The 24,815-nt window shown below is 65.7% G+C and carries 27 protein-coding genes; 16 read left to right on the forward strand and 11 right to left on the reverse strand.

Annotated elements, in window-relative coordinates:
• Window positions 1–7: 7 nt before the first annotated feature.
• Window positions 8–1,357, reverse strand: coding sequence for an ATP-binding cassette domain-containing protein (locus ACERIM_RS17425; RefSeq protein WP_373633609.1), 1,350 nt, complete (start codon window positions 1,355–1,357; stop codon window positions 8–10).
• Window positions 1,354–2,457, reverse strand: coding sequence for a vitamin B12 ABC transporter permease BtuC (btuC, locus tag ACERIM_RS17430; protein WP_373633610.1), 1,104 nt, complete (start codon window positions 2,455–2,457; stop codon window positions 1,354–1,356). The genes ACERIM_RS17425 and btuC overlap by 4 nt, the downstream gene beginning before the upstream one ends.
• Window positions 2,458–2,517: 60 nt before the next feature.
• Between btuC and ACERIM_RS17435 the strand changes: the two genes are divergently transcribed.
• From ACERIM_RS17435 to ACERIM_RS17450, 4 genes are all read left to right on the forward strand, one after another.
• On the forward strand, window positions 2,518–3,639 hold the full coding sequence (locus ACERIM_RS17435; protein WP_373633611.1) for a PGF-CTERM-anchored ABC transporter substrate-binding protein: 1,122 nt from the start codon (window positions 2,518–2,520) through the stop codon (window positions 3,637–3,639).
• A gap of 98 nt (window positions 3,640–3,737) precedes the next feature.
• Window positions 3,738–4,019 carry a signal recognition particle subunit SRP19 gene (srp19, locus tag ACERIM_RS17440; RefSeq protein WP_006180893.1) on the forward strand — a complete coding sequence of 94 codons (282 nt, stop codon included), beginning with the start codon at window positions 3,738–3,740 and terminating at the stop codon, window positions 4,017–4,019.
• Window position 4,020: 1 nt separating this feature from the next.
• Complete coding sequence (locus tag ACERIM_RS17445; protein ID WP_373633612.1) at window positions 4,021–4,260, forward strand: H/ACA ribonucleoprotein complex subunit GAR1; 240 nt, start codon at window positions 4,021–4,023, stop codon at window positions 4,258–4,260.
• 83 nt (window positions 4,261–4,343) lie between these two features.
• Window positions 4,344–5,432: a presenilin family intramembrane aspartyl protease PSH gene (locus ACERIM_RS17450; RefSeq protein WP_373633613.1), complete on the forward strand. Its 1,089-nt coding sequence runs from the start codon at window positions 4,344–4,346 to the stop codon at window positions 5,430–5,432.
• Window positions 5,433–5,450: 18 nt separating this feature from the next.
• On the opposite strand, the gene ACERIM_RS17455 is transcribed toward ACERIM_RS17450, so the two are convergent.
• Complete coding sequence (locus ACERIM_RS17455) at window positions 5,451–6,632, reverse strand: ATP-binding protein (RefSeq protein ID WP_373633614.1); 1,182 nt, start codon at window positions 6,630–6,632, stop codon at window positions 5,451–5,453.
• Between the two features lie 83 nt (window positions 6,633–6,715).
• The gene (cysS, locus tag ACERIM_RS17460; RefSeq protein WP_373633615.1) at window positions 6,716–8,215 is read right to left on the reverse strand and encodes a cysteine--tRNA ligase; all 1,500 of its coding nucleotides are present in this window, start codon (window positions 8,213–8,215) and stop codon (window positions 6,716–6,718) included.
• Window positions 8,216–8,420: 205 nt separating this feature from the next.
• Here cysS and ACERIM_RS17465 point away from each other — a divergent pair, with 205 nt between their 5' ends.
• On the forward strand, window positions 8,421–8,801 hold the full coding sequence (locus ACERIM_RS17465) for a helix-turn-helix domain-containing protein (protein WP_373633616.1): 381 nt from the start codon (window positions 8,421–8,423) through the stop codon (window positions 8,799–8,801).
• A gap of 21 nt (window positions 8,802–8,822) precedes the next feature.
• On the opposite strand, the gene ACERIM_RS17470 is transcribed toward ACERIM_RS17465, so the two are convergent.
• The gene (locus ACERIM_RS17470) at window positions 8,823–9,353 is read right to left on the reverse strand and encodes a hypothetical protein (RefSeq protein WP_373633617.1); all 531 of its coding nucleotides are present in this window, start codon (window positions 9,351–9,353) and stop codon (window positions 8,823–8,825) included.
• Window positions 9,354–9,458: 105 nt separating this feature from the next.
• Here ACERIM_RS17470 and ACERIM_RS17475 point away from each other — a divergent pair, with 105 nt between their 5' ends.
• The 5 genes from ACERIM_RS17475 to ACERIM_RS17495 all read left to right on the forward strand — a co-directional run bounded on the left by ACERIM_RS17475 (window position 9,459) and on the right by ACERIM_RS17495 (window position 12,958).
• Window positions 9,459–9,782, forward strand: coding sequence for a NifU family protein (locus ACERIM_RS17475; RefSeq protein ID WP_373633618.1), 324 nt, complete (start codon window positions 9,459–9,461; stop codon window positions 9,780–9,782).
• A gap of 60 nt (window positions 9,783–9,842) precedes the next feature.
• On the forward strand, window positions 9,843–10,100 hold the full coding sequence (locus tag ACERIM_RS17480; protein ID WP_006180884.1) for a BolA family protein: 258 nt from the start codon (window positions 9,843–9,845) through the stop codon (window positions 10,098–10,100).
• A gap of 183 nt (window positions 10,101–10,283) precedes the next feature.
• Window positions 10,284–10,784 (forward strand): universal stress protein, encoded by a 501-nt coding sequence (locus ACERIM_RS17485; RefSeq protein WP_373633619.1) that lies wholly within the window; start codon window positions 10,284–10,286, stop codon window positions 10,782–10,784.
• 115 nt (window positions 10,785–10,899) lie between these two features.
• On the forward strand, window positions 10,900–11,361 hold the full coding sequence (locus tag ACERIM_RS17490; RefSeq protein ID WP_006648707.1) for a PH domain-containing protein: 462 nt from the start codon (window positions 10,900–10,902) through the stop codon (window positions 11,359–11,361).
• A 31-nt stretch (window positions 11,362–11,392) separates the two neighbouring features.
• The gene (locus ACERIM_RS17495; RefSeq protein WP_373633639.1) at window positions 11,393–12,958 is read left to right on the forward strand and encodes a PH domain-containing protein; all 1,566 of its coding nucleotides are present in this window, start codon (window positions 11,393–11,395) and stop codon (window positions 12,956–12,958) included.
• A 595-nt stretch (window positions 12,959–13,553) separates the two neighbouring features.
• On the opposite strand, the gene ACERIM_RS17500 is transcribed toward ACERIM_RS17495, so the two are convergent.
• Window positions 13,554–13,733: a hypothetical protein gene (locus ACERIM_RS17500; protein ID WP_172704527.1), complete on the reverse strand. Its 180-nt coding sequence runs from the start codon at window positions 13,731–13,733 to the stop codon at window positions 13,554–13,556.
• Window positions 13,734–13,967: 234 nt separating this feature from the next.
• On the opposite strand from ACERIM_RS17500, the gene ACERIM_RS17505 reads away from it, so the two are divergent.
• Window positions 13,968–15,383 carry a class II fumarate hydratase gene (locus tag ACERIM_RS17505; RefSeq protein ID WP_373633620.1) on the forward strand — a complete coding sequence of 472 codons (1,416 nt, stop codon included), beginning with the start codon at window positions 13,968–13,970 and terminating at the stop codon, window positions 15,381–15,383.
• A 41-nt stretch (window positions 15,384–15,424) separates the two neighbouring features.
• Here ACERIM_RS17505 and ACERIM_RS17510 read toward each other — a convergent pair whose 3' ends face one another.
• Together ACERIM_RS17510 and ACERIM_RS17515 are read right to left on the reverse strand one after the other, a co-directional pair.
• On the reverse strand, window positions 15,425–15,856 hold the full coding sequence (locus tag ACERIM_RS17510) for a universal stress protein (RefSeq protein WP_373633621.1): 432 nt from the start codon (window positions 15,854–15,856) through the stop codon (window positions 15,425–15,427).
• An 83-nt stretch (window positions 15,857–15,939) separates the two neighbouring features.
• Entirely contained in the window at window positions 15,940–17,016 is a 1,077-nt protein-coding gene (locus ACERIM_RS17515; protein WP_049964184.1) for a CNNM domain-containing protein, read from the reverse strand.
• A 317-nt stretch (window positions 17,017–17,333) separates the two neighbouring features.
• Here ACERIM_RS17515 and ACERIM_RS17520 point away from each other — a divergent pair, with 317 nt between their 5' ends.
• Window positions 17,334–17,567 carry an HVO_2901 family zinc finger protein gene (locus ACERIM_RS17520; protein WP_006180878.1) on the forward strand — a complete coding sequence of 78 codons (234 nt, stop codon included), beginning with the start codon at window positions 17,334–17,336 and terminating at the stop codon, window positions 17,565–17,567.
• A gap of 98 nt (window positions 17,568–17,665) precedes the next feature.
• Here ACERIM_RS17520 and ACERIM_RS17525 read toward each other — a convergent pair whose 3' ends face one another.
• Together ACERIM_RS17525 and ACERIM_RS17530 are read right to left on the reverse strand one after the other, a co-directional pair.
• Window positions 17,666–18,394 (reverse strand): DICT sensory domain-containing protein, encoded by a 729-nt coding sequence (locus tag ACERIM_RS17525; RefSeq protein WP_373633622.1) that lies wholly within the window; start codon window positions 18,392–18,394, stop codon window positions 17,666–17,668.
• A complete protein-coding gene (locus tag ACERIM_RS17530; RefSeq protein WP_006180876.1) occupies window positions 18,394–18,756 on the reverse strand; it encodes a hypothetical protein in 363 nt (120 codons plus the stop codon). Before ACERIM_RS17530 ends, ACERIM_RS17525 begins: the two co-directional genes overlap by 1 nt.
• A 266-nt stretch (window positions 18,757–19,022) precedes the next feature.
• On the opposite strand from ACERIM_RS17530, the gene ACERIM_RS17535 reads away from it, so the two are divergent.
• Together ACERIM_RS17535 and ACERIM_RS17540 are read left to right on the forward strand one after the other, a co-directional pair.
• Entirely contained in the window at window positions 19,023–19,511 is a 489-nt protein-coding gene (locus tag ACERIM_RS17535; RefSeq protein WP_049964186.1) for a PH domain-containing protein, read from the forward strand.
• Window positions 19,508–21,097 carry a PH domain-containing protein gene (locus ACERIM_RS17540; protein WP_373633623.1) on the forward strand — a complete coding sequence of 530 codons (1,590 nt, stop codon included), beginning with the start codon at window positions 19,508–19,510 and terminating at the stop codon, window positions 21,095–21,097. Before ACERIM_RS17535 ends, ACERIM_RS17540 begins: the two co-directional genes overlap by 4 nt.
• A gap of 11 nt (window positions 21,098–21,108) precedes the next feature.
• On the opposite strand, the gene ACERIM_RS17545 is transcribed toward ACERIM_RS17540, so the two are convergent.
• Window positions 21,109–22,125 carry a S66 peptidase family protein gene (locus ACERIM_RS17545; protein WP_373633624.1) on the reverse strand — a complete coding sequence of 339 codons (1,017 nt, stop codon included), beginning with the start codon at window positions 22,123–22,125 and terminating at the stop codon, window positions 21,109–21,111.
• Between the two features lie 1,086 nt (window positions 22,126–23,211).
• Here ACERIM_RS17545 and ACERIM_RS17550 point away from each other — a divergent pair.
• Window positions 23,212–23,616: a DUF5805 domain-containing protein gene (locus ACERIM_RS17550; RefSeq protein ID WP_373633625.1), complete on the forward strand. Its 405-nt coding sequence runs from the start codon at window positions 23,212–23,214 to the stop codon at window positions 23,614–23,616.
• Complete coding sequence (locus tag ACERIM_RS17555; protein WP_373633640.1) at window positions 23,606–24,652, forward strand: tyrosine-type recombinase/integrase; 1,047 nt, start codon at window positions 23,606–23,608, stop codon at window positions 24,650–24,652. Before ACERIM_RS17550 ends, ACERIM_RS17555 begins: the two co-directional genes overlap by 11 nt.
• The last annotated feature ends 163 nt before the right edge of the window (window positions 24,653–24,815 follow it).

The raw sequence follows: 24,815 nt of genomic DNA on the forward strand, positions 1-24,815 counted from the left end.
GTCGCCGTCAGTCGTCGGGGGACTCCGCCGAGTCGGCCGGGGGCGACGACCGCGATCGTGACCGGTCCGACCCGACCGTCGACACCGCCTCGAGGACGCGACTGCCCGGCACCTCGAGTCCGCGTTCACGATACCGTTCGTAGCGCTCTCGCGCTTCGCCGCCGGCGAAGTTCCGGTCGGCGAACGGCCGCGTCTCCACCAGCACGAGCGCGTCCGTCTCGTCGAGTGGGTCGAGCAGCGACTGGGTTCCAGCCCCGACGACGAAATCAGCGAGGACCGTCGCGTCGGCCGCCCGGATCAGCGACTCGACGCTCTCTAACTCCGCGTTACTCGGCCGGGCGAACGGCTCGGTCTCGACGGTTTCGACGCCGAGCGAGCGGGCCGTTTCCGCCGCCGCGTCGCCGCTCGAGACCGGGCCGATCGAGACGCCGACGCCTGCGGCCTCGAGGCGGGCGATGACGCCGGCCGCAGCGGTGCCGGTCCCCAGGACGTGGACCCGGTCCGGCAGCGGCCCCGCCTCGCGGTCGGCCGCGAACGCGGTCACCGTCTCGGTCCCGGTCACCGGGCTCGGCGTCACGACCGCGTTCGCGTCGAACGAGTCCGCGAGCGCCTCCCGCGTCAACACGCTCGAGGGCGGGCCGTCCGCCGCGACCCGCCCGTCCGCGAGCAATACGAGCCGATCGCAGTAGCGGGCGGCCAGCTCGAGGTCGTGGATCGCCGCGACGACCGTCCGACCGCCCTCGACCAGCTCCCGGACCAACTCGAGCGTCTCGACCTGGTGGTTCACGTCGAGGCTCGCAGTGGGTTCGTCCAGCAGCATCACCGGGGTCTCCTGGGCGATCGCCCGCGCCAGTACGACACGCTGGCGCTGGCCGCCGCTGACCTCGTCGATCGGCCGGTCGGCTAACTCAGCAGTCCGGGTCCGCTCGAGGGCGCGTTCGACCGTGGCGCGGTCTTTTGGCGTCGCCGACGAGAACCGGGAGCGATGCGGGTGTCGCCCCATCTCGACGACATCCCGCACCGGGAACGAAAACGACAGCGTCGTGTCCTGTGGTACGACCGAGACGAGCCGGCTCGAGGCCCGCGAGGAGAGCCCGTGAACGTCGGTCCTGTCGATCTCGATCGCCCCCGAATCGGGCTCGAGCGCCCCGCTGATCAGCCGCAAAAGGGTGGTCTTGCCGGCCCCGTTGGGACCGACGAAGCCGACGAACTCGCCGGGCTCGATCGTCAGTGAGACGTTCTCGAGGACTGCGAGGTCGCCGAACGACTGCGAACAGTCCGTGATCGAGATCGCCGCCGGCTCGAGGTCGTCATCTCGGTCGCGGCCGGCACCGGAGTCGCGGTCGGCCGGCGTCACACCGAGTACACCTCCCTGCGCGTGAGCAGGAACAGGAAGAACGGGGCACCGAGCGCCGCCGTGACGATGCCGACGGGAACCTCGGTCGGGCCGGCCGGCCACCGCGCGATCGTGTCCGTGACGACCAGAAACGACGCGCCGGCGAGCGCGCTCGTCGGGAACAGGATCCGGTGGTCCGGGCCGACGAGCAGCCGCATGATGTGGGGGACGACCAGCCCGACGAACCCGATGACGCCCGTGACGGCGACCCCCGCCGCGGTGACGACGCTCGCGAGCGCGAGTAGAACGAGTTTGGTCCGCTCGACCTCGACCCCGAGGTGGTGGGCGTCCTCCTCGCCGAGCAGGAGGACGTTCAGTTCCCGCGCGTACGTCGCCAGCACGAGCGCGCCGGCGAGCGACACCGGGAGCGCGAACGTGACGTCGTTCCAGCCCCGGTTCGCCAGGCTCCCCATCAACCAGACGACGGCTTCCCTGAGGCCGTCGCCGCTGTGGATGAGCATGTACGAGATCATCGCGCCGAGAAAGGCCTGCACGGCGACGCCGGCGAGCAACAGCGTCGCGACCGGCGTCCGTCCGCCTTCGGTCGCGATCGCGTAGACGAGAAACGCCGTCGCGAGCGCGCCGACGAACGCGGCCAGATGGAGGCTGCCGAACGGAACGAGCGCGGGAAAGGCGATGGCCGCGACCGCGCCGGCCGCACCGCCCGAGGAGACGCCGATGATCGACGGATCAGCGAGCGGGTTCCGGAAGAACCCCTGCATCACCGTCCCCGCGGCGGCGAGCGCGAACCCGACCGTCGCGGCGAGGACGATCCGCGGCAGTCGCAGTTGCACGACGATGTACTCGTGGGTCTCCTCGACGGGAAACGAGAACGCGGACGAAAACTCGAGGCCCGGAACCGGCACGGGCCATCCGAACAGGGGCAGCGTCGCGGTCCCAACTTCGATCCCGGACGGGACGGCGACGCCGTTGAGGATCGCCATCGCAACGGTCGCCGGCTCGATCCGGACCGGTCCGAGGGCGGCGCTGCCGATGACGACGGCCACGAGCAGGACGCTCAGTCCTGCCGACCACACTGCCGTTCGGAGCCGTCGCTGCATTCGTCTCAACCTCGCTTGCAGTAGGCAAATATTTGTTGAAGTAGGGAAGAGGTATTTCCGATGCAACGACAGCTAGCCGTTATTCTGACAGTTCTCCTTACAGTTTCGGCGATCGGGCCCGCCGTGGCCGGCGCCGGAACTGGGACTGGAGCAGCCGTACAAGACGCCGAGGTACAGTGTGACTATCCGCTCACGATGACCGACGCGACCGGCGAGGACGTGACGATCGAGGACGAACCCGAGTCGGTCGTCACGCTCTATCCGGGCGACGCACAACTCGCCTACTCGATCGGTGCCGAGGACACGGTCGTCGGCATGCCCGTCGGCCAGTACACCGAGTCGCTCGAGGCCGGCGACAGGACCGACATCACCAAAGACGACGGCGTGACGCCCGTCGCCGAGGAGATCATCAACCTGAATCCCGACGTCGTCCTCGCCGCGAACGTCGCTCTCTACAACCAGGATCTCCTCGAGCAACTCGAGGACGCCGGGATCACGGTCGTCGTCCTCGACCGAGCGACCTCGCTCGACGACGTTCGCGAGAACGTCCGCGTGACCGGGCAGGTGACCGGCGAGTGTGACGGTGCCGAGGAGACGATCCAGTGGATGAACGAGCGACTCGAGATCTACGAGGACGCACTCGAAAACGAGTCCGCACCGCTCGCGTACTACGACGGCGGCGAGAGCGGCGACACCCACGGCACGGAGACGTTCCAGCACGACGTGATGACGACGGCCGGCCTGACCAACCTGGCGGCCGAGGAGGGCCAGGTAGAATGGGGACAGATGAACTCGGAGGTCGTCGTCGATGCGAACCCCGAGTGGATCGTCTACCCCGACAGCGACCGCTGGGATGCGCCGCCGTCGACGGCTGACCTCGATGGAGTGACCGCCATCCAGGAGGACAACATCGTCGCCGTCGACGATAACGCGATGAGCCAGCCCGGTCCCAACGTCGTCTACGCGATCGAGACGATCATCGAGACCGTCCATCCCGACGTGTACAGCGAGATCGAAGGTGACCTCGAGGCGGTCGACGAGGAGTACCGCGACGACGGCAACGAGTCGGACGGCGGATCGGAGAGCGACGGGGATAACGAGAGCGCTATCCCCGGGTTCGGCACTGCCGCCGCACTGATCGCCCTGTTGGCCGCCGCCGGCTTCGTTGCCCGGCGACGATAGCGTCCGCGGTTCTTTCTGTCTCCCGTTCGGTTCGCCGTCCCCCGCACTGACGTATCGTTTTGAAAAGGGTTTACTCGCCGGACCGCACAGGAACGCCCATGGTCGAGAACGTCATCTGGCCCGCCTATCTCGATGCGGCCCTCTCGCGGGCCGAGGGACGGCGCGTGGCCGAGGACCTGGCGGTCGAGGAACCGACGGTCGACGAGATCGCGAAGGCCGTCCAGCAGATCGGGTACGACGCCACGATCGAGCGGGACAAGGCCTACTCGCGGGAACACTGGGCCGACCGGGGCCGGGTCGTCGTCCGCGGGGCCGACGACTCGACGAAGAACGACCTCGTCCAAGCCGTCGCGGCGTACGTCGTCGCGATGCGCGAGTGAGATGCGCCGGGTCGGAAGCGTCGTCCGCACCGCACAGGGCCTCGCGGTCCTCCAGGCGGACGAAACGGACGGCGACGCCCACCGCGACGAGATCGGAACGACGGTCCTCGACGACGACCTCGAGGCGATCGGCCGCGTGGTCGACGTCTTCGGACCGGTCTCGCGGCCGTATCTGGCGGTGACGCCCGACGACGGCGTCCACTTGCCCGCACTGGTCGGATCGACGCTGTACGCGCGGTAGCGGTCGCTTCTCTCGGACACTCCTCGTCACCGCCCGGCCCTCGAGTGAAAAAGCCGATATAAGCGGGGTTCGAACCCCGCCGCATGAACGATCGGAGCCGGATCCTCGCGGCCGTCGGCGCGACGGTCCTGCTGTTCGTCGCCGTCCAGATCGGTGCCCTGGCGCTGGTCGAACCGTTCGACCAGTCGGGACGACAAGCCGTCGAGAACCCGCAGGATCCGACCAACAGCATCTTTTACGTCGGTATCATGCTCGTCGCGACCGCGCTGATGCTCGCCGCCTTCCGGTACGACCTCGAGGGGCTGATCAGACTCCTGCTGGTCGGTGTCAGCGTGATGATCTCGTGGTACGTCTTCGCCGAACTCGTGCCCGCCCTCGTCGAGCCGATCGCCCCGGCCAGTGTTGCCGACGGACTCGCCGTCCTCGCCTCGCTGGCCGTCGGTGCCGCCCTGCTGTGGTATCCCGAGTGGTACGTCATCGACGGCGCGGGGATCGTGATGGGAGCCGGTGCCGCCGCCCTCTTCGGGATCAGTTTCGGGCTCCTGCCGGCCCTATTGCTGCTCTCGGTGCTGGCCGTCTACGACGCCATCAGCGTCTACGGCACCGAACACATGCTCGATCTCGCCGAGGGCGTGATGGACCTCAAGATCCCGGTCGTCCTCGTCGTGCCGACGACGCTGTCGTACTCCTATCTCGCGGCCGGCAGCGCCGAGGACGCCCTCGAGGACGAAAGCGCCGCCGACGGCGGCCAGCCGGTCGCCGAACACGAGGACGCGGGCGACGATGGGACGGCCGCGGACGGGAGTGACGGCGAAGCGGCCGAAGACGACGATGGGACAGCCACGACCGACGACGAAGCAGTCGGGGACGATGTCCTCGAGCGCGACGCCTTCTTCATCGGGCTGGGCGATGCCGTCATCCCGACGGTGCTGGTCGCCAGTGCGGCGTCGTTCCTCGAGGCCGGGGCGATCGCGGTACCGGGGCTCGCGCTGAACCTGGCGGCGCTTGGCGCGTCGCTGGGGACGATCGCCGGCTTGCTCGTCCTGATGTACATGGTGATCGAGGGGCGGGCCCACGCGGGCCTCCCGCTGCTGAACGGCGGGGCGATCGGGGGCTATCTGCTCGGCGCGCTCGCCAGCGGCGTCTCGATCGCGACTGCGGTCGGGTTCTGACCCCAGCCGTCCCGCGACCTATCGGTCGACGACGGTGACGCCGCGAACCTCGAACCGAGCCCCGCCGTTTCGTCCCGACGTGACCCTGATCGACCAGCCGTGGGCGTCGACCACGTCGCTGACGATCGCCAACCCGAAGCCCGAGCCGCCGGCGCTCGAGTAGCCCGATTCGAACACCCGCTCGCGCTCGTCGGGCGGGATTCCAGGACCGTCGTCTTCCACGTAGAACCCGTCGTAGTCGGCCGCTTCGCCCGACCAGTCCGTGGGCCGCGTTCCGCCCTCGACCGCTTTCGCCGCCTCGTCGTCGCGGTCCCCGTCGGCGGCCGTCGACTCGAGGGCCCCGATCTCGATATGAAGGCCGTCTCCGGCGTGTTCGACGGCGTCCTGACGAGTTCGGGAGTCAGGACTCGTCGAGCTATGCTCGACGGCATTTCGAAACAGGTTCTCGAAGAGGTGGGCCAGAAGCGACGGATCGGCACGGATCGCGACGTCGTCGACGACGTCGACGCTCGCGCCGTCCGTGCGGACGGTGGTCCAAGCAGTCTCGACGGCCCGCGAGAGCGCCAAGAGTTCGGTCTCCTCGACCGCGTCGATCGTCGTGAGGAGCAGCGCCTCGTCAATGATCGACTCCATGCGCTCGAGCGAGGCGCGCAGCGGGTTCTCGTCGCCGTCGTCACCGAGGTCGACGCCGTCGTCCAGTTCGAGCATCTCCGTGTGTGCCAGCGCAACGGACAGCGGGTTCCGGAGGTCGTGAGAGAGCAGTGTGGCGAACGACTCCATCCGGTCGGCCTGTTCCTGCGTCCGCCGCTCGAGGAGTTTGCGTTCGGTGATGTCGACGTGCATGACGAGGACGAACCGCTCGCCGCCGTGGTCGTACGGTCTGGCATCCAGCAGGTACCAGCCGTCCTCGCCCGGCGTGTGGCAGGGGTACTCGAGGCGGAACGACTCGCTGTCGCCGGCGGCGATCGCGCGGATCCCGCGTGCGGTCTCGGTCGCGTCGGGATCGTCGCTCGCCTCACAGACCGCGAGATAGTTACTCCCGACGCCGCCCGCGCTCCGTGCCAGTCCCTGTTCGTCGCCGAACGACTCCCAGGATTCGTTCGTGTAGACGATCGTACCGCTCGTATCGAGAATCGCGACGCGGGCGGCCAACGCATCGAAGCCGGCGGCGACCAACGAGTCCTCGCCTGAACTACTCATTACCCACTCTTGGAGCGGGATCTACTTGAGGGGTGTGCTACCGACCGACTATCGAGAACCGGTCGATCCATCCGGGCCCACCCTCACTCGCCGTCGGGGAGCCGATACGTCGGGCCGTCGTCCGAATCCTGGACTTCGATTCCCAGCGCCGCGAGTTCGTCGCGTAACTCGTCGGCGCGCTCGTAGTTGCCCGCCTCGCGTTCCCGTTCGCGGACCTCGAGGACGAGTTCGATCACGTCGCCGGCGAGTTCGGCCGAGCCGGTCGTCGACCCGTCGAAGGAGAGCCCGAGGATCCCGCCCAGTTCGTCGAGCGTCTCGACGGCCCGGCGAAGACCACGGTAGTCAGCTCCCTCGTCGCCGACCGCCTCGAGGTGGCGGTTGATCGCCGTCGCGACCGACAGCAGCGCCGACTGGGCCTCCCGGGTGTTGAAGTCGTCGTTCATCGCGGTCCTGAAGGCCTTGCGGGCGTCGGCGACCGCCTCACGCAGCGTCAGGTCTTCGGCCTTCGAACTCGCCGCGGGTGAGTCGAGCGTCTCGGCGGCGGCCTCGTAGGCCCGCTCGAGCTGTTCCCACCGCTCTTCGGCCTCGGCGATCGTCTCGTCGGAGTAGAGCTGCTGGCTGTTGTAGGAGCCGGCGGTCAGGAAGGTCCGCATGACGTTTGCCCCCCAGCGGTCGATCGCCTCCGCGACCGTGACGAAGTTGCCCAGACTCGAGGACATCTTCTCCTCGTCCATCTGGAACAGTTCGCAGTGGAGCCAGTAGTTCGCGAACTGCCGGTCGGTCGCGGCCTCGGACTGGGCGATCTCGTTCTCGTGGTGGGGAAAGACCAGATCGCGGCCGCCGACGTGGATGTCCAGCGTCTCGCCGAGGTGGGTCATGCTCATGGCCGAACACTCGATGTGCCAGCCGGGCCGGCCCTCGCCCCACGGGGAGTCCCAGGTCAGGCCCTCGGGCGGGTCGCCGCCGTGGTCGACGCCCTCGTGGCGGTGTTCGGCGACGGCGTCGGGATCGACGCCGCCGGCCTTCCAGAGCGCGAAGTCCGCGGGGTGGCGCTTCTCCGAGCGCTCGTCCGGATCCCCCTGTGACTCGATCTCCGTCAGGTCCTGATTCGAGAGCTTGCCGTACTCCTCGAAGCTCGTCACGTCGAAGTAGACCGACCCGTTGGACTCGTAGGCGTAGCCCTTCTCGATCAGCGTCTCGACGAGGTCGACGATCTCGGGGACGTGTTCGGAGACGCGCGGATAGACCTCCGCGCGCAGGAGGTTCAGCGAGCGCATGTCCTCGATCGTCCGCCGAACGTAGCTCTCGGCGACCTCGCTTTCGTCCGCGCCGAGGTCGTCCTCGCCGACGCGGGCGACGATCTTCTCGTTGACGTCGGTGAAGTTCTCGACGTGACGCACGTCGTAGCCGAGCTGCTCGAGCCAGCGGTGCATGACGTCGACGTGGACCCACGAGCGGGCGTGGCCCAGATGTGGCGGGTCCGAGACCGTCAGGCCACAGTAGTAGAGCAAGACGTTTTCGGGGTCCTGTGGCTCGAACGGCTCTTTTTCGCCCGTCAACGTGTTCGTCACGTGCAGGGTCATTGGGCTCACTTCCCCCGGATAACAGTTAAACGGTGTGATGCACCGCGAACGCGGCGGTTACCCGGGACCGCAGAGCGGCTGAGACGCTCGGATCGGCTCCGGACAGACCGGCGTTCCATACGGAGTGAGAGAAATGAAGGCAACCGTTTTCGGCAGTGTCGACTGGCCAAAAACTAAGCAACAGAAGCGAGTGGGTGCCGATACGATGGGACGCAACGTCGATCCGACGGCCCTCCTCCCGGAGCGAAGCGTCCTCTCCCTCGAGGAGTACCTCGAGATGCAGGCCGCGGTCGGGAACCGAACCCGGTTCGAGATCCTCTACCGACTCTCCCACGCGGCCGAACTGACGCCGACGGAACTCGACTCGGTGATGGACGTCGACGACAGCACGCTCCACTACCACCTCGAGAAACTCCGGGACGTCGGTCTCATCGAGAAACGCGTTCGGACGGAACGGGACAGTAACGGTCTCTATACCTACTACAGGCCGACGGTCCTCGGCGACGTCATCCTCGAACACGGGGTCGAAGAACTCCTCCGGCGAGAGTGGGACTTCGGCGAGGCCTACGACAGCAGCGCGGCTTGACTCCGGACTGTCGGGACCCAGTCAGTCGGACCGGACGACGACTCGATCGAGCGTGTCTTCGACCGCCCGTAGCGCCGTCGCCCCCGCGCGTCGATCGACGACGACGACCATCGTTCCGTCGGCGACGGCCGCGGCGTCCGGCGCGATCCCCTCGATGTCGAGTCGCTCGAGGGCGGCCCCTGTGGCGGCCGCGTCGACCTCGCCCGCCGCGACGATGGCCGTCGAATCGCCGCCGCAGGGGCCGAAGGCCGTGCCGCCGACGGTCACGAGCGCGTCGTCGCGGTCGGCCCCCTCCTCGAGTCGCCCAACGCCGCTTTCCATCCGTACACGAACGTCGCGGGAGTCGGTCCCGTGGGCGGGCAACTCGTCGGCGTACCGGCGCAGCGCCGTCGCGATCGCGTCGGCTTCGCCCTCGACCGGAAGCGAGCGGGCCGCGGCGGTGTAGTTGACGATGCCGGCCCGTAGGGCGGTTCGGAGGAAGGGGCGCCGGTCGACCGCCCGCCGCGTCTCGGCTGCCAGTGACATAGCGGGGACGGCGTCGCGAGCGATCATAAAGTCGCCGTCATCGTCGCTCGGACGGCTCGGGGCCGTTCCCCCAGTTTCGGGGAGAATCGATTCGTCCGACAGTATATACCGTTCCGGTCCCTTGGCTCTCCCATGAGCGAGTCCGAACCGGCTCAGTCCCCAGCCGACGCCGTCCGCGAAGACGTGTCGCTGTTCCTCCGCCGGAACTTCCCCCAGATCGAGGCCCACGGCGGCGAGTCCGCGATCACCGAGGTCGACCTCGAGGCGGGGCGCGTCTCGATCGCCCTGACCGGGGCCTGTAGCGGCTGTGGCGTTAGTTCGATGACCACGCAGGCGATTCAGCAACGACTACCGGCCGAGATCGACGCGATCGACTACGTCGACGTCAGCACCGGGTTCGACGGCATGGCCAGTGGATCGTCGGGGCCCGACGTGCCCGACGACGTGCCGTTCTGAACCGGTTGCGCCACCGACCGCGACCGCGGCGCTTTTGCCGCGAGCGACCAACTCCCTCCTATGAAGCCAGCAGCCGTCGAGGACGTCATCGAATCGAATCTCGAGGACGCCGACGCCACGGTCACACACGCACGAGACGAGGGCGACGAGGACCACCTCGCCGCGACGGTCGTCTCGCCGGTCTTCGACGGGCTCCCGCTCGTCCAGCAACACCAGGAGGTCTACGACGCGCTGGGCGATCACATGACCACCGACATCCACGCCCTCGAGCTGTCGACGTATACCCCCGAGGAGTACGACGACCTCGAGGGCGAATAGAGCGGCCGCCGTTTAGTGTGGTCTCGAACGCGCTCGCTCGGTGCGGGAACGCGATCGAAGCCGCCCGCTTTCACGGCGTGAAACGACCGCACGGGCCTATTCTGGGGCGCAGGTTGAAAATGCTGGAGGGAGTCGAAGGTTTTTCTGGACAAATATATTATTCTATGCCCAATACCACCGGGTATGGCATCGACGATGGGTGGAACGGACGAATCGACCGCGACAGACCGGCCGGATTTCGCGGGCGAAGCGACGACCGAGGCGGGGTTCGGCCGCGTCCTCGTCGCGGTCGACGGTGAGACGCCGGCCGCGGTGGGACGAGTGGCGATTTCGGAAGCCGCCCGTCACGGCGGCCGTATCGACGCGCTCTCGATCGTTCGCATGACCGCGTCCGTCGACGGCTGGGACGTGGTCGTCGAGCGGCGCGAAGCCGCCGCCGAAGCGGCGCTCGAGGCGGTCGAGGACGCGTCCGCCGGCACCGACGTCACGGTCTCGAAACGGCTTCGATACGGCGATCCAGCCGAGGAGATCGCCCGCTACGCCGCCCACAACGACGTCGATCTCGTCGTGATCGGCGAACCGACCCGGACCGGCCTCCGACGCTATCTCTCGCCGACCAGCGTCACCGACCGCGTCCGTCGGGCCTCGTCCGTTCCAGTGCTGACGGTCCCCGCCGACGACTGACTGTTCCGCGTCTCCGCCGCTTCCATCCGCGCGCCGACGTCCGTCGATTCGACCGCCTGCCGGTCACGCCCGTTGACCCGTGGATTTATTTCATTCCGGTTGACACGTCTATCACATGGAGACGCTTCATCCCCGCATCAGGCTTATCTGGATCGCCCGCGGCGCGATCGCGGCGGTCGTCCTCGCCGTCGCCCTCGTCGCCCTCGATCAGTGGCGAGTTACCGTCCCGCCGCTCGCGATCGCGGCCGCCGTCGCCGTCGCACTGGTTCTCGCCGTCGGCTACGCCGTCCGCCTCTATCAGGTCTGGCGGTTCGAACTGCAGGACGACGCCCTCTACCTCGAGCGCGGCGTCGTCACGTTCGTCGAGACCGCCGTTCCGTTCGTCCGCGTCCAGCACGTCGACACCCAGTTCGGCCCGATCGAGCGGGCACTCGGCCTCTCGAGCGTCGTGGTCTATACTGCCGGTTCTCGGAACGCCGACGTTCGGATTCCGGGCCTGACGCCGGACCGGGCCCGCAGCCTGCAGGAGACCCTCCGCGAACTGGCCGTCGAGAGCGAGGGCGACGATGCCGTCTGAGACGAACCGACTACATCCCCTCAGTGCCGTGATGCTGGCGCTCCAGCACGGAGCAACCGGCTTCTCGGTCCCGGTCCTGCTCGTGGGGCTGGGCCCCAGCGTTCTCGATATCGATATCGGACCGCTACTGGCGTTGGTCCCGATCGGTCTCGTCGCCGGCGTCGGCTACGGCATCGCGTACTACTATCGATTCACGTACGAAGTCACCGCGAGTACGTTCGACGTCTCCTCGGGTGTGTTCGCGCGCCGCTCCCGCGAGATCCCCTATCGGCGGATCCAGAACGTCGATATCTCCCAAGGGCTCTTCCAGCGACTGTTCGGCCTCGCGGTCGTCTCGATCGAGACCGCCGGCGGCGGCGACACCGAAGCGACGCTCCAGTTTGTCAGCGAGGACGAGGCGGAGCGGCTCCGGTCGGAAATCCGCCGGTTGACGGCCGCTACGGAGGAGTCGACCGCCGACCCCGACTCCGATCAGTCGGCATCGGACGAGCCGACCGCGTCCGAACGAACGCGCGAGAACCACTCGCCAGGCGGTGGTGCGCCGACGCTGTTGTTCGACCTCGAGGTCCGGGAACTCCTGCTCTACGCGGTGACCTCGTTCCGGTGGGGTGCGGCGGTCTTTCCGATCGCGATACTCGTCTTCCTCGGCGGTGCCGACTCGGGATCGGGCCTCGTGCCCGCGTTCGTCATCGACGCCGCTCGCCCCTTCGGCGGGCCGGACGCGCTCGAGGGGGCGGCGGTCGGCCCGCTTTTGGTGTTGGCCGCGGTCACCGCCGTTCAGTGGTCGGTGTTCACCTACGTCTCGAGCGTGATCTATACGGTCGCGAACTACTACGGGTTCCGCCTCGGCCGCGCGGGCGAGGACTTCGTCTACGAGCGCGGGCTGGTCCAGCGCTACAGCGGCTCGATTCCCGTCGAGAAGGTCCAGTCGGTTTCGGTCACCGAGAACCCGCTCCAGCGACTGGTCGGCTACGCCGGTCTCCGGGTCGAAACGGCGGGGTACGGTCCCGACAGCGGGAGCAGTAATCAGTCGGCAGTCCCGCTTGCCGGGACCGACCGCGTCTACCGCTTCGCCGAGAACCTCACCGGCGTCGAGACACCCGAGTTCCGGAGTCCGCCGCGGTTGGCTCGTCGCCGATACTTCGTTCGGTATTCGATCGTCGCGGCCGTGATCGTCGCCGCCGCGATCGGTCTCTCACGGGTCTCGACGTTCGACCGCTGGTATCTCACCGCCGTCGTCTTCGTTGCTGTCCCGCCCGCCGCACACCTGAAATACGTCAATCTTGGCTACTTCGTGGGTGCGGACCACCTCGTGATCCGGAGCGGGTTCTGGAACCGCCAGACGACCGTGATCCCCTACTACCGGATCCAGACGGTCTCGACCCGGCGCTCGGTCTTCCAGCGTCGGCTCGGGCTCGCGTCGTTGGCCGTCGATACCGCCAGTTCGCGCACCTTCTCGTGGGGGTCCCCGACGATCTACGACATCGACCTCGAGACGGCCCGCGAGATCCACGACACCGGCCGGGAACGGCTCCAGTCGGCGCTCCGCGAGCGCGCCCGGACGGACGATCTCGGGCTTTCGGTGGATTTTACGTGACTCGCTCCGGTTCCCGCGTATTGCAGACGGGATCGACGGTGACCGGCCCGAGGTGACCGAGCGAGAGTATCGGTCGTTACTGCGACGGGATACCCCCGGCTGGCTTTCGATCTTCCAATAACGAGCCGGCCCGTTCGGGGGTACATTTGTGTTGGAAATCCCAGATCCAGATGGGAAATATTACATCAAATGGAATATATTATTATGATGTGGACTTGAAACGAATACAAATCGATCGTGGGTTCGGTGCAATAATCCTTGGAGTTTTTACTGTCTTATTTGATTAGACAAAATACAAATGCTGTGCTATTAGCGGCCGGATGTTTCGCGTTCGTGTACGTAGCAGCAACAACGTACGAACCGATTGCCCGATCCGTTGTTTTTACTACGGCGATGGTCGCGGTTCTTTCTCTGACAGCTCTATCGATCGGCATTATTTGGTTCAATGAACATCGAATTCTTGCTTTTTTAGCGCTATTTGTGTCAATAATAGGGTTTCGTGTACTTCATACGATCATCTCCGAAAACCTGTAGCGAACCAAAAACCACTGTGGAACGAATGGTTGGTGAAACTGGTCAACTGGTGCGGAAACGTTTAACCAGTGAGCCACTTCGTAGCGCTCTTGCGAGCAAGCCAGATCGCCGCAGCGATCATAATAATTGTTACAAGAACCTCTTCTGCAGCCGTTCCGTCTTTGGGATGTCCTGTGTATTCTTGAAGTGTATCGCCGACTGTCTCAGCGAGTTCACGAGCATCTTCGGCGGTCTCTGCCACTGGGTTCCCTGTATCTGGTAAACCTATATCACAAATCTCTGCACATCCTGACTGGCCGAGTTCTTTATTATAATATTAGTAAACAAATTTTCTACATTTATATCTCCCAGTAGAATCTGTGGCTAGGACTATCGACTTCGACTTGAGCTAGCAGCCGGCGCTACGCGAGCGCGCCCGGACGGACGATCTCGGGCTTTCGGTGGATTTTACGTGACTCGCGCCGACCCCTCGCGTATGGCAGACGGAGACGATTACCGACTCGAGGAGGACAGCCTCGGCGAGATGCAGGTGCCCGCGGACGCCTACTGGGGGGCACAGACCCAGCGCGCGATCCAGAACTTCCCCATCTCGGGGATCACGTTCAGCCGGCGGTTCATCCGCGGGCTCGGCGTCGTCAAGAAGGCCGCCGCGCAGGCCAACCGCGACCTCGGTCTCGTCGACGACGACGTCGCCGGGGCGATCATCGAGGCCGCCGACGAGGTCATCGCCGGCGAACACGACGACCAGTTCCCGGTCGACGTCTTCCAGACCGGCTCGGGCACGTCCTCGAACATGAACGCCAACGAGGTCATCGCCAACCGCGCCGCCGAGATCATGGGCTCGGAGATCGGCGACCGCGTCGTTCACCCCAACGACCACGTCAACTACGGCCAGTCCTCGAACGACGTCATCCCGACCGCGATGCACGTCGCCTCCCTCGAGGCGGTGGAAAAAGACGTCATTCCGGCGCTCGACACGCTCCGCGAAGCGCTCGAGGAGAAAGAAGAGGAGTTCGACGACGTGATCAAGACCGGCCGCACGCACCTGCAGGACGCGACGCCGGTCACGCTCGGCCAGGAGTTCTCGGGCTACCGCACCCAGGTCGAGAAGGGGCTGGCCCGCGTCGACCAGGTCCGTGACCACCTCGGCGAACTCGCGCTCGGCGGGACCGCGACCGGGACCGGGCTCAACACGCACGAGGAGTTCCCCGGCCGCGCCGCCGAGTACATCACGAAAGAGACCGGCGTCCAGTTCCGCGAGGCCGACAACCACTTCGAGGCCCAGGCGGCCCACGACGCGATGTCCGAGGCCCACGGCGCGCTCCGGACGGTCGCGGGCTCGCTGAATAAGATCGCCAACGACCTCCGCCTGCTCGCCTCGGGCCCCCGGAACGGACTCGGCGAGATCGAACAGCCGGAGAACCAGCCCGGCTCCTCGATCATGCCCGGCAAGATCAACCCGGTCGTCGCCGAGGCCGTCAACCAGGTCCACAAGCAGGTCGTCGGCAACGACGCCGCCGTCTCCGCCGGCGCGGCCGAGGGCCAGATCGACCTCAACCTCTACAAGCCCGTGCTGGCACACAACTTCCTCGAGTCGGCCGAACTCATCTCGAACGCGAGCCAGGTCTTCGGCGAGCGCTTCGTCCGAAAGCTCGAGGCCAACGAGGCCTACTGCGAAGAGCGCGTCGAGCAGTCGATGGCGATGGCCACCTCGCTGAACGTCCACATCGGCTACGACAAGGCGAGCGAGGTCGCCAAGACCGCGCTCAAGGAGGACAAGACCGTCCGCGAGGTCGTCCTCGAGAAGGGCTATCTCGACGAGGAGGAAGCCGACGAGGTCCTCGATCCCCGCAAGATGGCCGAACGCGGTATCCTCGGGCAGGACGACTGAGACGGCGCGGATCCCGTTTTCGATCGGTGGTCTCGACCCTCTCAGGGTCGTGCGACGAGAACCGACGCGTCGACGCTCCGGACGACGCGATCGGTCGTACTGCCGAGCAGTCGTTCTTTCACGCCCGATTGGCCGCTGGCCCCCATGGCGACGAGGCCGACGTCGCGCTCGGCACAGTACGCTTCGATCACCTCGTGGGGGTCGCCCTCGCGGGTGAGCCGTTCGTAGTTCACGCCGGCCGCTTCGGCCCGGCTCGCGGCCTCGTCGAGGGCCGACTCGGCTGCTTCCTCGAGCGTCTCGGTGAGCTGCGGGGCGATGTTCCCCGACGCGCCGGCGGACATCTCCGTCCCCACGTCCACGACGTGGAGGAAGTGAACCGTCGCTCCCGCACCCTCGGCGATCGAAACAGCCTGCTCGACCGCCGCCTCGCTCGTCGCGCTCCCGTCGGTCGGAACCAGAACGTCGTCGTACACGGTAATCGCCTCGACGCCGGCGGACAAAAAGCGAACGCGCGCACTCGCGGGGACCGATACGTCTCGGCCGTGCCCGCGATCGATCAGCGATCGACCGGCTCGAGCTGAGCCTGGTCGAGCGGGTCCTCGATGTCGCCCATTACCGCCTCGAGCAGGTCGGTCACGGTGACGAGGCCGACGACCTCGCCGTCTTCGATGACCAGGGCGAGTTCCTGGTTCTCGGCCTGGAACTGGTCGACCGCGTCGCTGACGTCCGCGTCGGGCGAGAGCGTCATCGGCGGCGCCGCCAGCTCCTCGTAGTCGACGGTGCCGTCGGCCAGTTCCTCGCGGTGTCTGACGAGGATCGGCGTGTAGAGGATACCGCGGAAGTCGGTCAGTTCGTCGCCGACCAGCGGATAGCGGGTCTGGGGCCGCTCCTCCATCTTCCGGAAGTTCTCCTCGGGGTCGGCGTCGGTCGAGAGCGCGACGATCTCCTCGGGCGGGACCAGTAGCTCGCTGATCGACTGCTCGCCGATCTGGAACGCGTTCATCACCTCTTCGCGACGTTCCTCGGAGAGATCGCCCTCTTGCAGGATCGAGCCCAGCCGGTTTCGCAGGTCGGCCCGGGACTCGATGACGTCCTCCTCGGTCTCGAGCCACGCGCCGGTCATCTCGATCCCGAAGAACTTGAGCGTCAGTTTCGCGATCCCGTCCCCGAGCGTGATGACCGGCGAGATGATCCGGTAGAACCAGTACAACGGCGTGGCACCGTAGCGACAGACCAGCCGCGAGCGCTCGACGCCGAGATACGTCGGCGTCTGCTCCCCATGGGTCAGGTGGACGAGGTTGATGATGAGGAAGGCGAGGATCGCCCCGCTACCGATCGTGGCCAGCGCCGTGTTCTCGAACACCGGCTCGAAGATCGCGGCCAGCGCGGGTTCGGCGACGATCCCGACCGCGATACTCGAGGCAGTAATCCCCACCTGACACGTGGTCAGATAGAGTTCGAGGTCGTCGGTCATTGCCCACGCCCGCTCGAGTTTCGGGTTATCGCCGACGAACTCCTCCTCCGTGAACTGTCTCGCGCGAGTCAGCGCAAACTCGATGGCGACGAAGAAGGCGTTGGCCAGGATCAGCAACACCCCTGCGAACAGTCGCCCACCGATGACGAACGAGTTCATCACTGGAGTGTTGCATCGCCGAACACAAATCTGTCGGGGAATCGACTCACCGTCGCCGCCCCGCGGCGCGCTCGAGGGTAGTCCCGCCCCTCGCGGTCGGTCGCCGGACGGGGACCCGAGCGAGCCGTCGGCCGCACTGTCCTCCGCGTCGAGCTACCAGCGACCGGAACACTCGACGCCGAGTAAACACGACTTCTGACCGTTCTTTCTTCCCGACCCGTCAACCCCAAATCGGGACAGTGACGCCGAATCAGTGGTGTCTGCGCCGGAATAAAAGAACCCAAGCAGTTTTGGCGAAGGCTCGCGTCAGACGAAATATGCACACCTGTCGCAACTGCAACCAGTCGTTTCAGACCGAGCTTGCCCTCGAGTTACACCGGGATACGTGCGAAGACGGACAGCTCCTCTGTGAGGTATGCGGGGAGCGATTCCAGGAGGGGTCGGCGACCCAGGACGGCTGGCACTACGAGTGCCCCAACGAGGACTGTGACGGCGACGGACTACAGGAGGACCTCTATCGCGTCGACGACGTCCGAGCCGCGACCCACTGACACCGACTCACGTCTCGTCTACTGACGGCGGGGGCGACCACGGTCTCTGCCCCCGATACGTCACCCTTGTTCTTCGCAGTTGCTCTCCCCTCTCGCCCCTACGCGTCGTAGCTCGTCTCGAGGTAGTCGATCAGTTCGCGAACGATCGACGGTTCGAACGTCCAGAAGCCGGCGTACTCGCCGGGGTCCCGTTCTTCGGCGACCAGGGCACCGCAGTGCCTGCCGTCCTCGCCGCCGTCGAAGACGACGAACCAGAACGCGCCGAGTTCCCCGGAGCCGGTGACGACCGAGACGCCCTCGAGCGGGGTCGGCCACTCCCCCGCCAGAAACACCGTCACGTCGATCGAGTCGCGGGCACCGAACCGCTCGTAGACCCCCGTCTGGGCCCGCAACGCCGCCGGTCGCTGGAAGCCAGCGTACAGCCGGCCGGCACCGACCCGCCACGCCCGCTCTTCGATCTCGCGGGAGGTCGCAAGCAACTGCTCGCGGGTCGCGGACGCAAACAGCGTGTTCTCGAGGAAGTCGAACAGGTGAGTGGGATCGGGCCCGGCGTCGGCCAACTCCCACGGCGGATGGTCCGTCGGCGAGAGGATCGCCTCGAACCCCTCGAGCCCCAGCGCGCCCCGGAACGCGCCCTCGGCGTCCCGGACGATCACGAAGCCGGTCCCGTCGAGTAGCCCCAGCGGACGATGTGTCACCTCGGCGGTTCGCGTCTCGAACCCTCGACGGAGCGCCGTCACGACCGACTCGTCGTCGGTGTATATCTCGAGGGTCTTGTACCGTTGATCCACCGCCTCGAAGGCGTCTCGGAGCGACCGCATCGTCATCACTCGACGGCCCGGAGACAGTCGAGGATCGACTCCGGGATCGACGTCTCGGTGACGTCGCCGGACTCCCTGTCGAACGCGAGCAGGCCCATGTCCTCGAGCCGCGGTAGCGTCTCGTGGTACAACTGGATCCTGATCCGGTCGCGATCGGCCGGCGACGCGATCGTCCCGTCGGCGCTGGCGGCCACGCCGGCGATCACGTCCGCGAGTTCCTCGACCGCTGGCGATGGCTGCTGGTGGCAGTAGACGATCGTCGCTCGAGCGGTCGGGGACGCAAGCAGCCGGAACACGTCATCGACCGGTCGGTCGTCGACCGCCGAACTGAGCGCAAACGGATCGAGTTCGGCACGGTCGCCTCCCATCGTTCGATGTAATCTATGTTAACGTCAGTCATATACTTATCCCTCGTGAGCCCCGTTACCCGGGCCCGATCTCCTCGCCCGTGAGGACGATCTCCGTTGCAGTTCTGTTCCCGACCACGGCCTCGAGGAAGGGAACGTACGCGTCGCGGCGATGCCGAACTGCACTTCGGGCAGCGACAGCGTCGTTCCCTCGCCGACGCTCTCGGTCGTTGCAAACTCACCGCCGCTTTCCCATGTTTTAATCGGGTCGTCCCCTCAGGATAGGTATGGAACGGCTCACGCCGCGAGTGCGGGTCGTCTGGCTGGCCCTTGCGCTGGTTCGGGCCGCGATCTTCGGTGGGATCGTCGTCGGTGCCGCGATCGGGGTCACCCGGACCGATCTCTGGGCGGGCGCGCCGGACATCCTCGTGCCGGCCGCCGTCGCGATCGCCGTCGTCCTCGCCGTCCTCCGGGTCGTCGTCGCCTGGCTTCGCTACGGTGTCTGGCGGTTCGAACTCCGGGACGACGACCTCTACATCGAGCGCGGCGTCTTTACACGAGTCAGAACCGTCGTCCCCTACGTCCGGGTCCAGCACGTCGACTCCCGGCGCTCGCCGCTCGAGCGGACGACCGGGCTCGCGACGGTCGTAGTCTACACGGCCGGCTCCCGGAGTTCGGACGTCGCGATCCCCGGGCTGACGCCGGCCCGTGCGGAATCGCTTCAGGAGTCGCTTCGGGGTCTCGCGATCGAGAGCGAGGGTGAAGACGCCGTATGAGATCGCTGCATCCCGCGTCGGTCGCCGTCCGTTCGCTGTCACGGAGTCTCAATACCGGCTTCCTGTTTTTCGTCGTCGGCGTCGTCGTCTCGCCCGGCGGGAACGGGATCGATCTCCTGTCGGTGTTCGGTCTCGTCGCGGTCGGGATCGTCGTCGGCATCGTCTACGAGTTCGCCTACTACCAGCGGTTCCGGTACGACCTGACCGACGATACGTTCGACGTCACCTCCGGCGTCCTCGCGCGTCGGGACCGCGAACTCCCGCTCGGACGGATCCAGAACGTCGACATCAGACAGAACGTCCTCGGTCGCGTCCTCGGCATCGCCGCCGTCCACATCGAGACCGCCGGCGGCGGTCAGACCGAAGTCAGCCTCGAGTACGTCTCGGAGGACGAGGCCCATCGGCTCAGGCGACAGCTCCGGCGTGGCGCGAGCGGGGGCAAACCGGACGACGACGCCCTCGAGGCGGACGACCACACTACGGCGTCCGACGCCGGCCCCGACGAAACGCTCCTGTTCGAGATTCGCCCGCGAGAACTCGTGATCCTGAGCGTCTTCACCATCGACCCTGGGGCAAGCCTCCTCGGCGGTATCGCGCTGTCCTTTGCCAGCGGCTTCGATCCCGCGACGCTGCTGCCCGGGGATCGTATCGGCTGGCTTCCGGGCCCCGAAACGGGTCCGCTCGTCCTCGTGTGGGGCTTCCTCCTGTTCCTGCTCGCCGCCTGGGTCGTCAGCGCGGTGCTTACGTTCACCCGATACTACGGGTTCCGTCTCACCCGCGCCGACGACGAACTCTACTACGAGCGCGGACTCCTGCAGCGCTACAGCGGGACGATCCCGCTCGAGAAGGTTCAGGCGCTGACGATCTCGAAGTCGGTTCCGTTCCGCTGGTTCGGGTACGCCGCCCTCAGCGTCGAGACGGCCGGCTACGCGCCCGGACAGTCCGACTCCCGGGGCACCGAGTCCGCGATCCCGCTTGCCGATGCCGACCGGGTGAACGAACTCGCACGCGCGATCGAACCGTTCGGCCCGGTCGACCTCGAGTCGCCGCCCCGCCGTGCGCGCGAGCGGTACGCGGTCCGGTACCTGCTCGTCGTCGCCGCCGTCGTCGGGACCGCGGCGCTGGTGGCGCGGTACACGGGAGTCGTCGACCGGTGGTACCTGCTGGTCGCCCTCGCCGTCCTCGTCCCGCCCGCCGCCCACCTGAAGTGGACCAGCCGGGGCTATCAGGTCGGCGACCGGTACTTCCTCACACGAGCCGGCTTCTGGCGGCGAACCACGAAAGTCGTCCCCTACTACCGGGTCCAGGCCGTCCTCCACCAGGCAACGATCTTCCAGCGCCGGCGGAACCTCGCCAGCGTCACCGCCGACACCGCGAGTTCGGCCTCGCTGCTCGGCCGGGCCGCGACCGCCCACGACATCGACGACCAACGGGGCCTCGAGCTACAGGCCGACCTCGAGGAACGGTTGCAGGAACGGCTGCGGGCACGCAAGCGCCAGCGGACGGTCGGCCAGTGGTTCCGGGAGGCCGACGACGGTGACTCGAGCGACGAGGACCCGTCACCGGAGTCCAACGACGATCGGTAGCACGCTCATAATCAAACGGAGATCCGCTCCTTCGTTGCATCAACGGTCACGTCTGCTCCAAGCGGAAGCGGAATACACGGGTCCGTGTGACCGTAATCGAGACCGAAGACAAGCGGAATACCCGGATTATACCGTTCGATTTGTTCGAGTATCGCCTCTCGCTGTGCCGCACAGTATTCTTCCCGATTCACGTCGGCGGCAAACGTTGCAGGCCGTCCAACTAGGACCGCATCGAACTGCTGGAGCAATCGGCGCTCACCCATGCACATGAGCGTCCATCCGATCCGCTCGGCATCCGGTGCATCGTCGGCAGTTTCCAGTACGAGAACAGCACCCTCTAGATCACTCGTATCCGGTACGTATCGTTCCGTCTGAAGGTGCCAACTGATGATTTCGAAACAGCCGCCCCATAGTCGCCCTTCGACGGTCGTACTCGGGCCATACCATTCCCAGCCATGGTTGTCGAACCACTCACGCGGCTCGCCCGTGTCAAAGTCATAGAAACGGTCACTCCATTCGGATGCCGGGTGGAGTTCTCCCAGTCGCTCCTCGAAGAACGCACGGCGAAGATACTCCGCAGTGTACGAATGCAGTTCCGGGTCACAGGCAAGGTCGGGCATCACTTGCCCACCCGAATAGGAGACGATTCCTAGATTCCACAGATACAACGAGAGGTTGCAGTTGTCACTGTATCCGAAAAACCGAGTTGGATTTTCTCGGAGAATATCCGGGTCGAGGTGTTTCAGGATCCGAAGTTGGTCATCCCCACCGAAGACGGCAATCGCCGCGCTTATGTCCGGATCTTCGAAGGCGCGCATAACGTCGGCGGCTCGTTCTCGTGGATGCTCGCGGAGGTATTCCCCGTTCTGCTGTGCAGTTTCGTAGAGAACCGGCTCGAGGTCAAATCGGGAGCGGAGACGCTCTACTGCAATATCGATACAGTCTTCGTTGGCGACCATCGACGAGGGCGCGAGTATCGCAACCGTATCTCCCGGTTGTGCGGGCGGGGGATGAATCGGTGATGGCATACCAATAACATATTGCTACTGTCAAATAGAGTTTGTGTTCCACTGCGTTCCCCGTATGCCGCGACGAGGAGACAGCTCCCGCTGTTCAATCCAAGGGATCAGTCTTGGCATGCCCGGCTTCAGCAACCAGGATAGATATAGCGATATATTATTTATCACCTGGCGGCACGCACCGTCCGGCCCACCACACAACACGAGCGTCCGCCCGCCCGAGACGGACCCCTTCTCCAAGGGCACTCGACCACGAGGGCGATAGAAACCGAGAGTCGACGGCGGACTCCGGAACGACGTGAAACGGCTCAGTAGCGTTCTAAGCGGAGCGAGAGAAAGAAGATAGAGGACGTAGCTGGTGAGGAAAACGACGATTCAGGCCGTAAATCGACTGTCGTAGCGCAACTCAACACCGATGAGAGGTCTTCAGGAAGAGTACTCGTCGTCAGCCATGTCCCCGACTGCGGGGACGGCAGTGAGTCCCGTCAGTACCAGTCGAGCAATGAGCGATATCGACCCGCGGTGAGAACCGCCCGAGACAGTGTGGACCGAAACCACCGCAAACGGCGAAGGAGTGAACGACCACCGCGTGACGACGAGCGACTTTCGATCGGGTTCACCTCGCCCATCCTCGAGACGACCGAACGATCGGTGCTGACTTCGCGATGATCGTTACAGGATCGTCCCGAGTGACACGGGCCCTCGAGCCGAGGCCGTGACTCGAGCGAGCAAACCGACGCCCGGGCCGATCGATCGCGGTAGTTCTAGAGTGTCCTCGAGGGGGGCGGCGTTCTGGACCTGAGCCTATTCGATACTGATCGGTCCTGCTTGGGGAGGGTCTCCAACCGTGGCCGGAGCGGCGTTTCACCCAGTTACCGCAAGACGGACATCGTCTCGTCCGACCTCCTCCTCTATTTATCTTAATCTCTGCCACTACCTTCACTATCCAATGATACTGATTCATGGGCCCATTAGGCATTTTAATCAGCCCTCATGGGGGCACATTTCGGCCAGGTTGGGTGATATAGATCGAGATAAATTCACTTAGCTCTAATAATAGAAGGGTTGAAGGTCCTCGCGTTTGACGAACGGAACATGAGTGACTCGGCGGATACTTCTAGAAAATCTGTCAAGACCTACGTCCCGGCCTACCAGAAATCGGAGTGGCAATCCCACGCCGACGACCTCGATATGAGCCAGAGTGAGTTCGTCCGGACCATGGTCCAGGCCGGACGAAAGGGGTTCGACCCCGAGCCGAACGCCACAGCGGAACCCGATTCATCCGGCTCTGACCCTGGGGGTAACGCCCTCGAAACACAGGTCCTCGAGTTACTGGAATCCGACACGTACTCCTGGGACGAACTGCTCGAGGCAGTCGCCGACGACATCGAGTCGCGACTGGACGAGACCCTCGAGGAGTTACAGGCGGACAACCGGATTCGATACAGCGGTCGCCACGGCGGATACACGGTCGTCGACGGTGATGGCGATGGCGACTGAGCCGACCGCCGAGGCCCCCGAGGACGTGACCGACCCCATCGCGTACTTCCTCGACGACCAACGGTATCACGGCAAGAGCGAGCGTACTCTCGAGGCCTACGACCGGGTGTTGCGCCGGTTCGAGTCCTTTCTCCTCGAGCGGTTCGACACCGAGGCGACCGGCGCGGCGGGGCGTCGGGAGTGTATGGCCTGGATTCACTCGCTGCGCGGCGAGTTCGAATCCAGTACGATCGCGACCTACGCCTCCTATCTCAACCGGTTTTACGAGTACATGACCCGCGTCGGTGTCTTCGACGACAACCCGATGGCGCTGGTCATGGAGGAGCTGTCCGAATCGATCGAGACGAACCCCACGCGGCGGGACATCTCGATCGCCGAAATGCGGTCGTTCGTCGACGGGATCACCCACCCGCTCGAGCGGGCCGTCGTCGTCACCCTCTTGAAGACCGGGATGCGGGTCGGCGAACTGTGCAACCTCGATCTGCGGGATCTCCACCTCGAGACGCCCCCAGTCGACCTCGAGTGGACCCCGCGGGTCGGCCTCGAGCAGCGGCCGGCGTCGCTGTTCGTGTCGTCGGAGCCGGCCCGCGGCACCACGGTCAACGGCGAGGAGCGGACGGCCTCGAACAAGCGAAAGCGCGAGACGGTCGTCCCCGTCGACGAGGAACTTCGCCGGGTCCTGTGCGAGTGGCTGGCGATCCGACCGGACGCGGTCTCGCCGGCGCGACCGCTCTTTCTCGACACTCGCGATTCCTGGGGCCAGCGGCTCACGCCGTCGGACGTCCGCTATCTCGTCGAGAAACACGCTCGAGAACGAGGCTGGTACCGAACCGGCGGCGGTACCGAGGAGAACGTGACGCCACACTACTTCCGGCATTTCTTCACGACCCACCTGCGGGACCGGACCGGCGACCGGGGGATCGTCCAGTATCTCCGGGGCGACGTCGCCGGCGACGTGATCGACACCTACACCCACAACTGGGGCGATCGGGTCCGCGAGACGTACCTCGACAGTATCTACACGGTGACGCAGTGACTGTCAGTGCGACGCGTTTGACGAGTCACATCGACGCTCGCGGCGGATGACGATACACCGTTTTCACTCGCGTCTCCACTCGTTCCGGCTCCGTTTACTCCGGGCTGACTCAAGATCTGTGTTGCATAGCCGACTCATGAACCCTATATCGCTATACTAATTG

Source organism: Natrinema sp. H-ect1 (assembly GCF_041821105.1).
GTDB lineage: Archaea > Halobacteriota > Halobacteria > Halobacteriales > Natrialbaceae > Natrinema > Natrinema thermotolerans.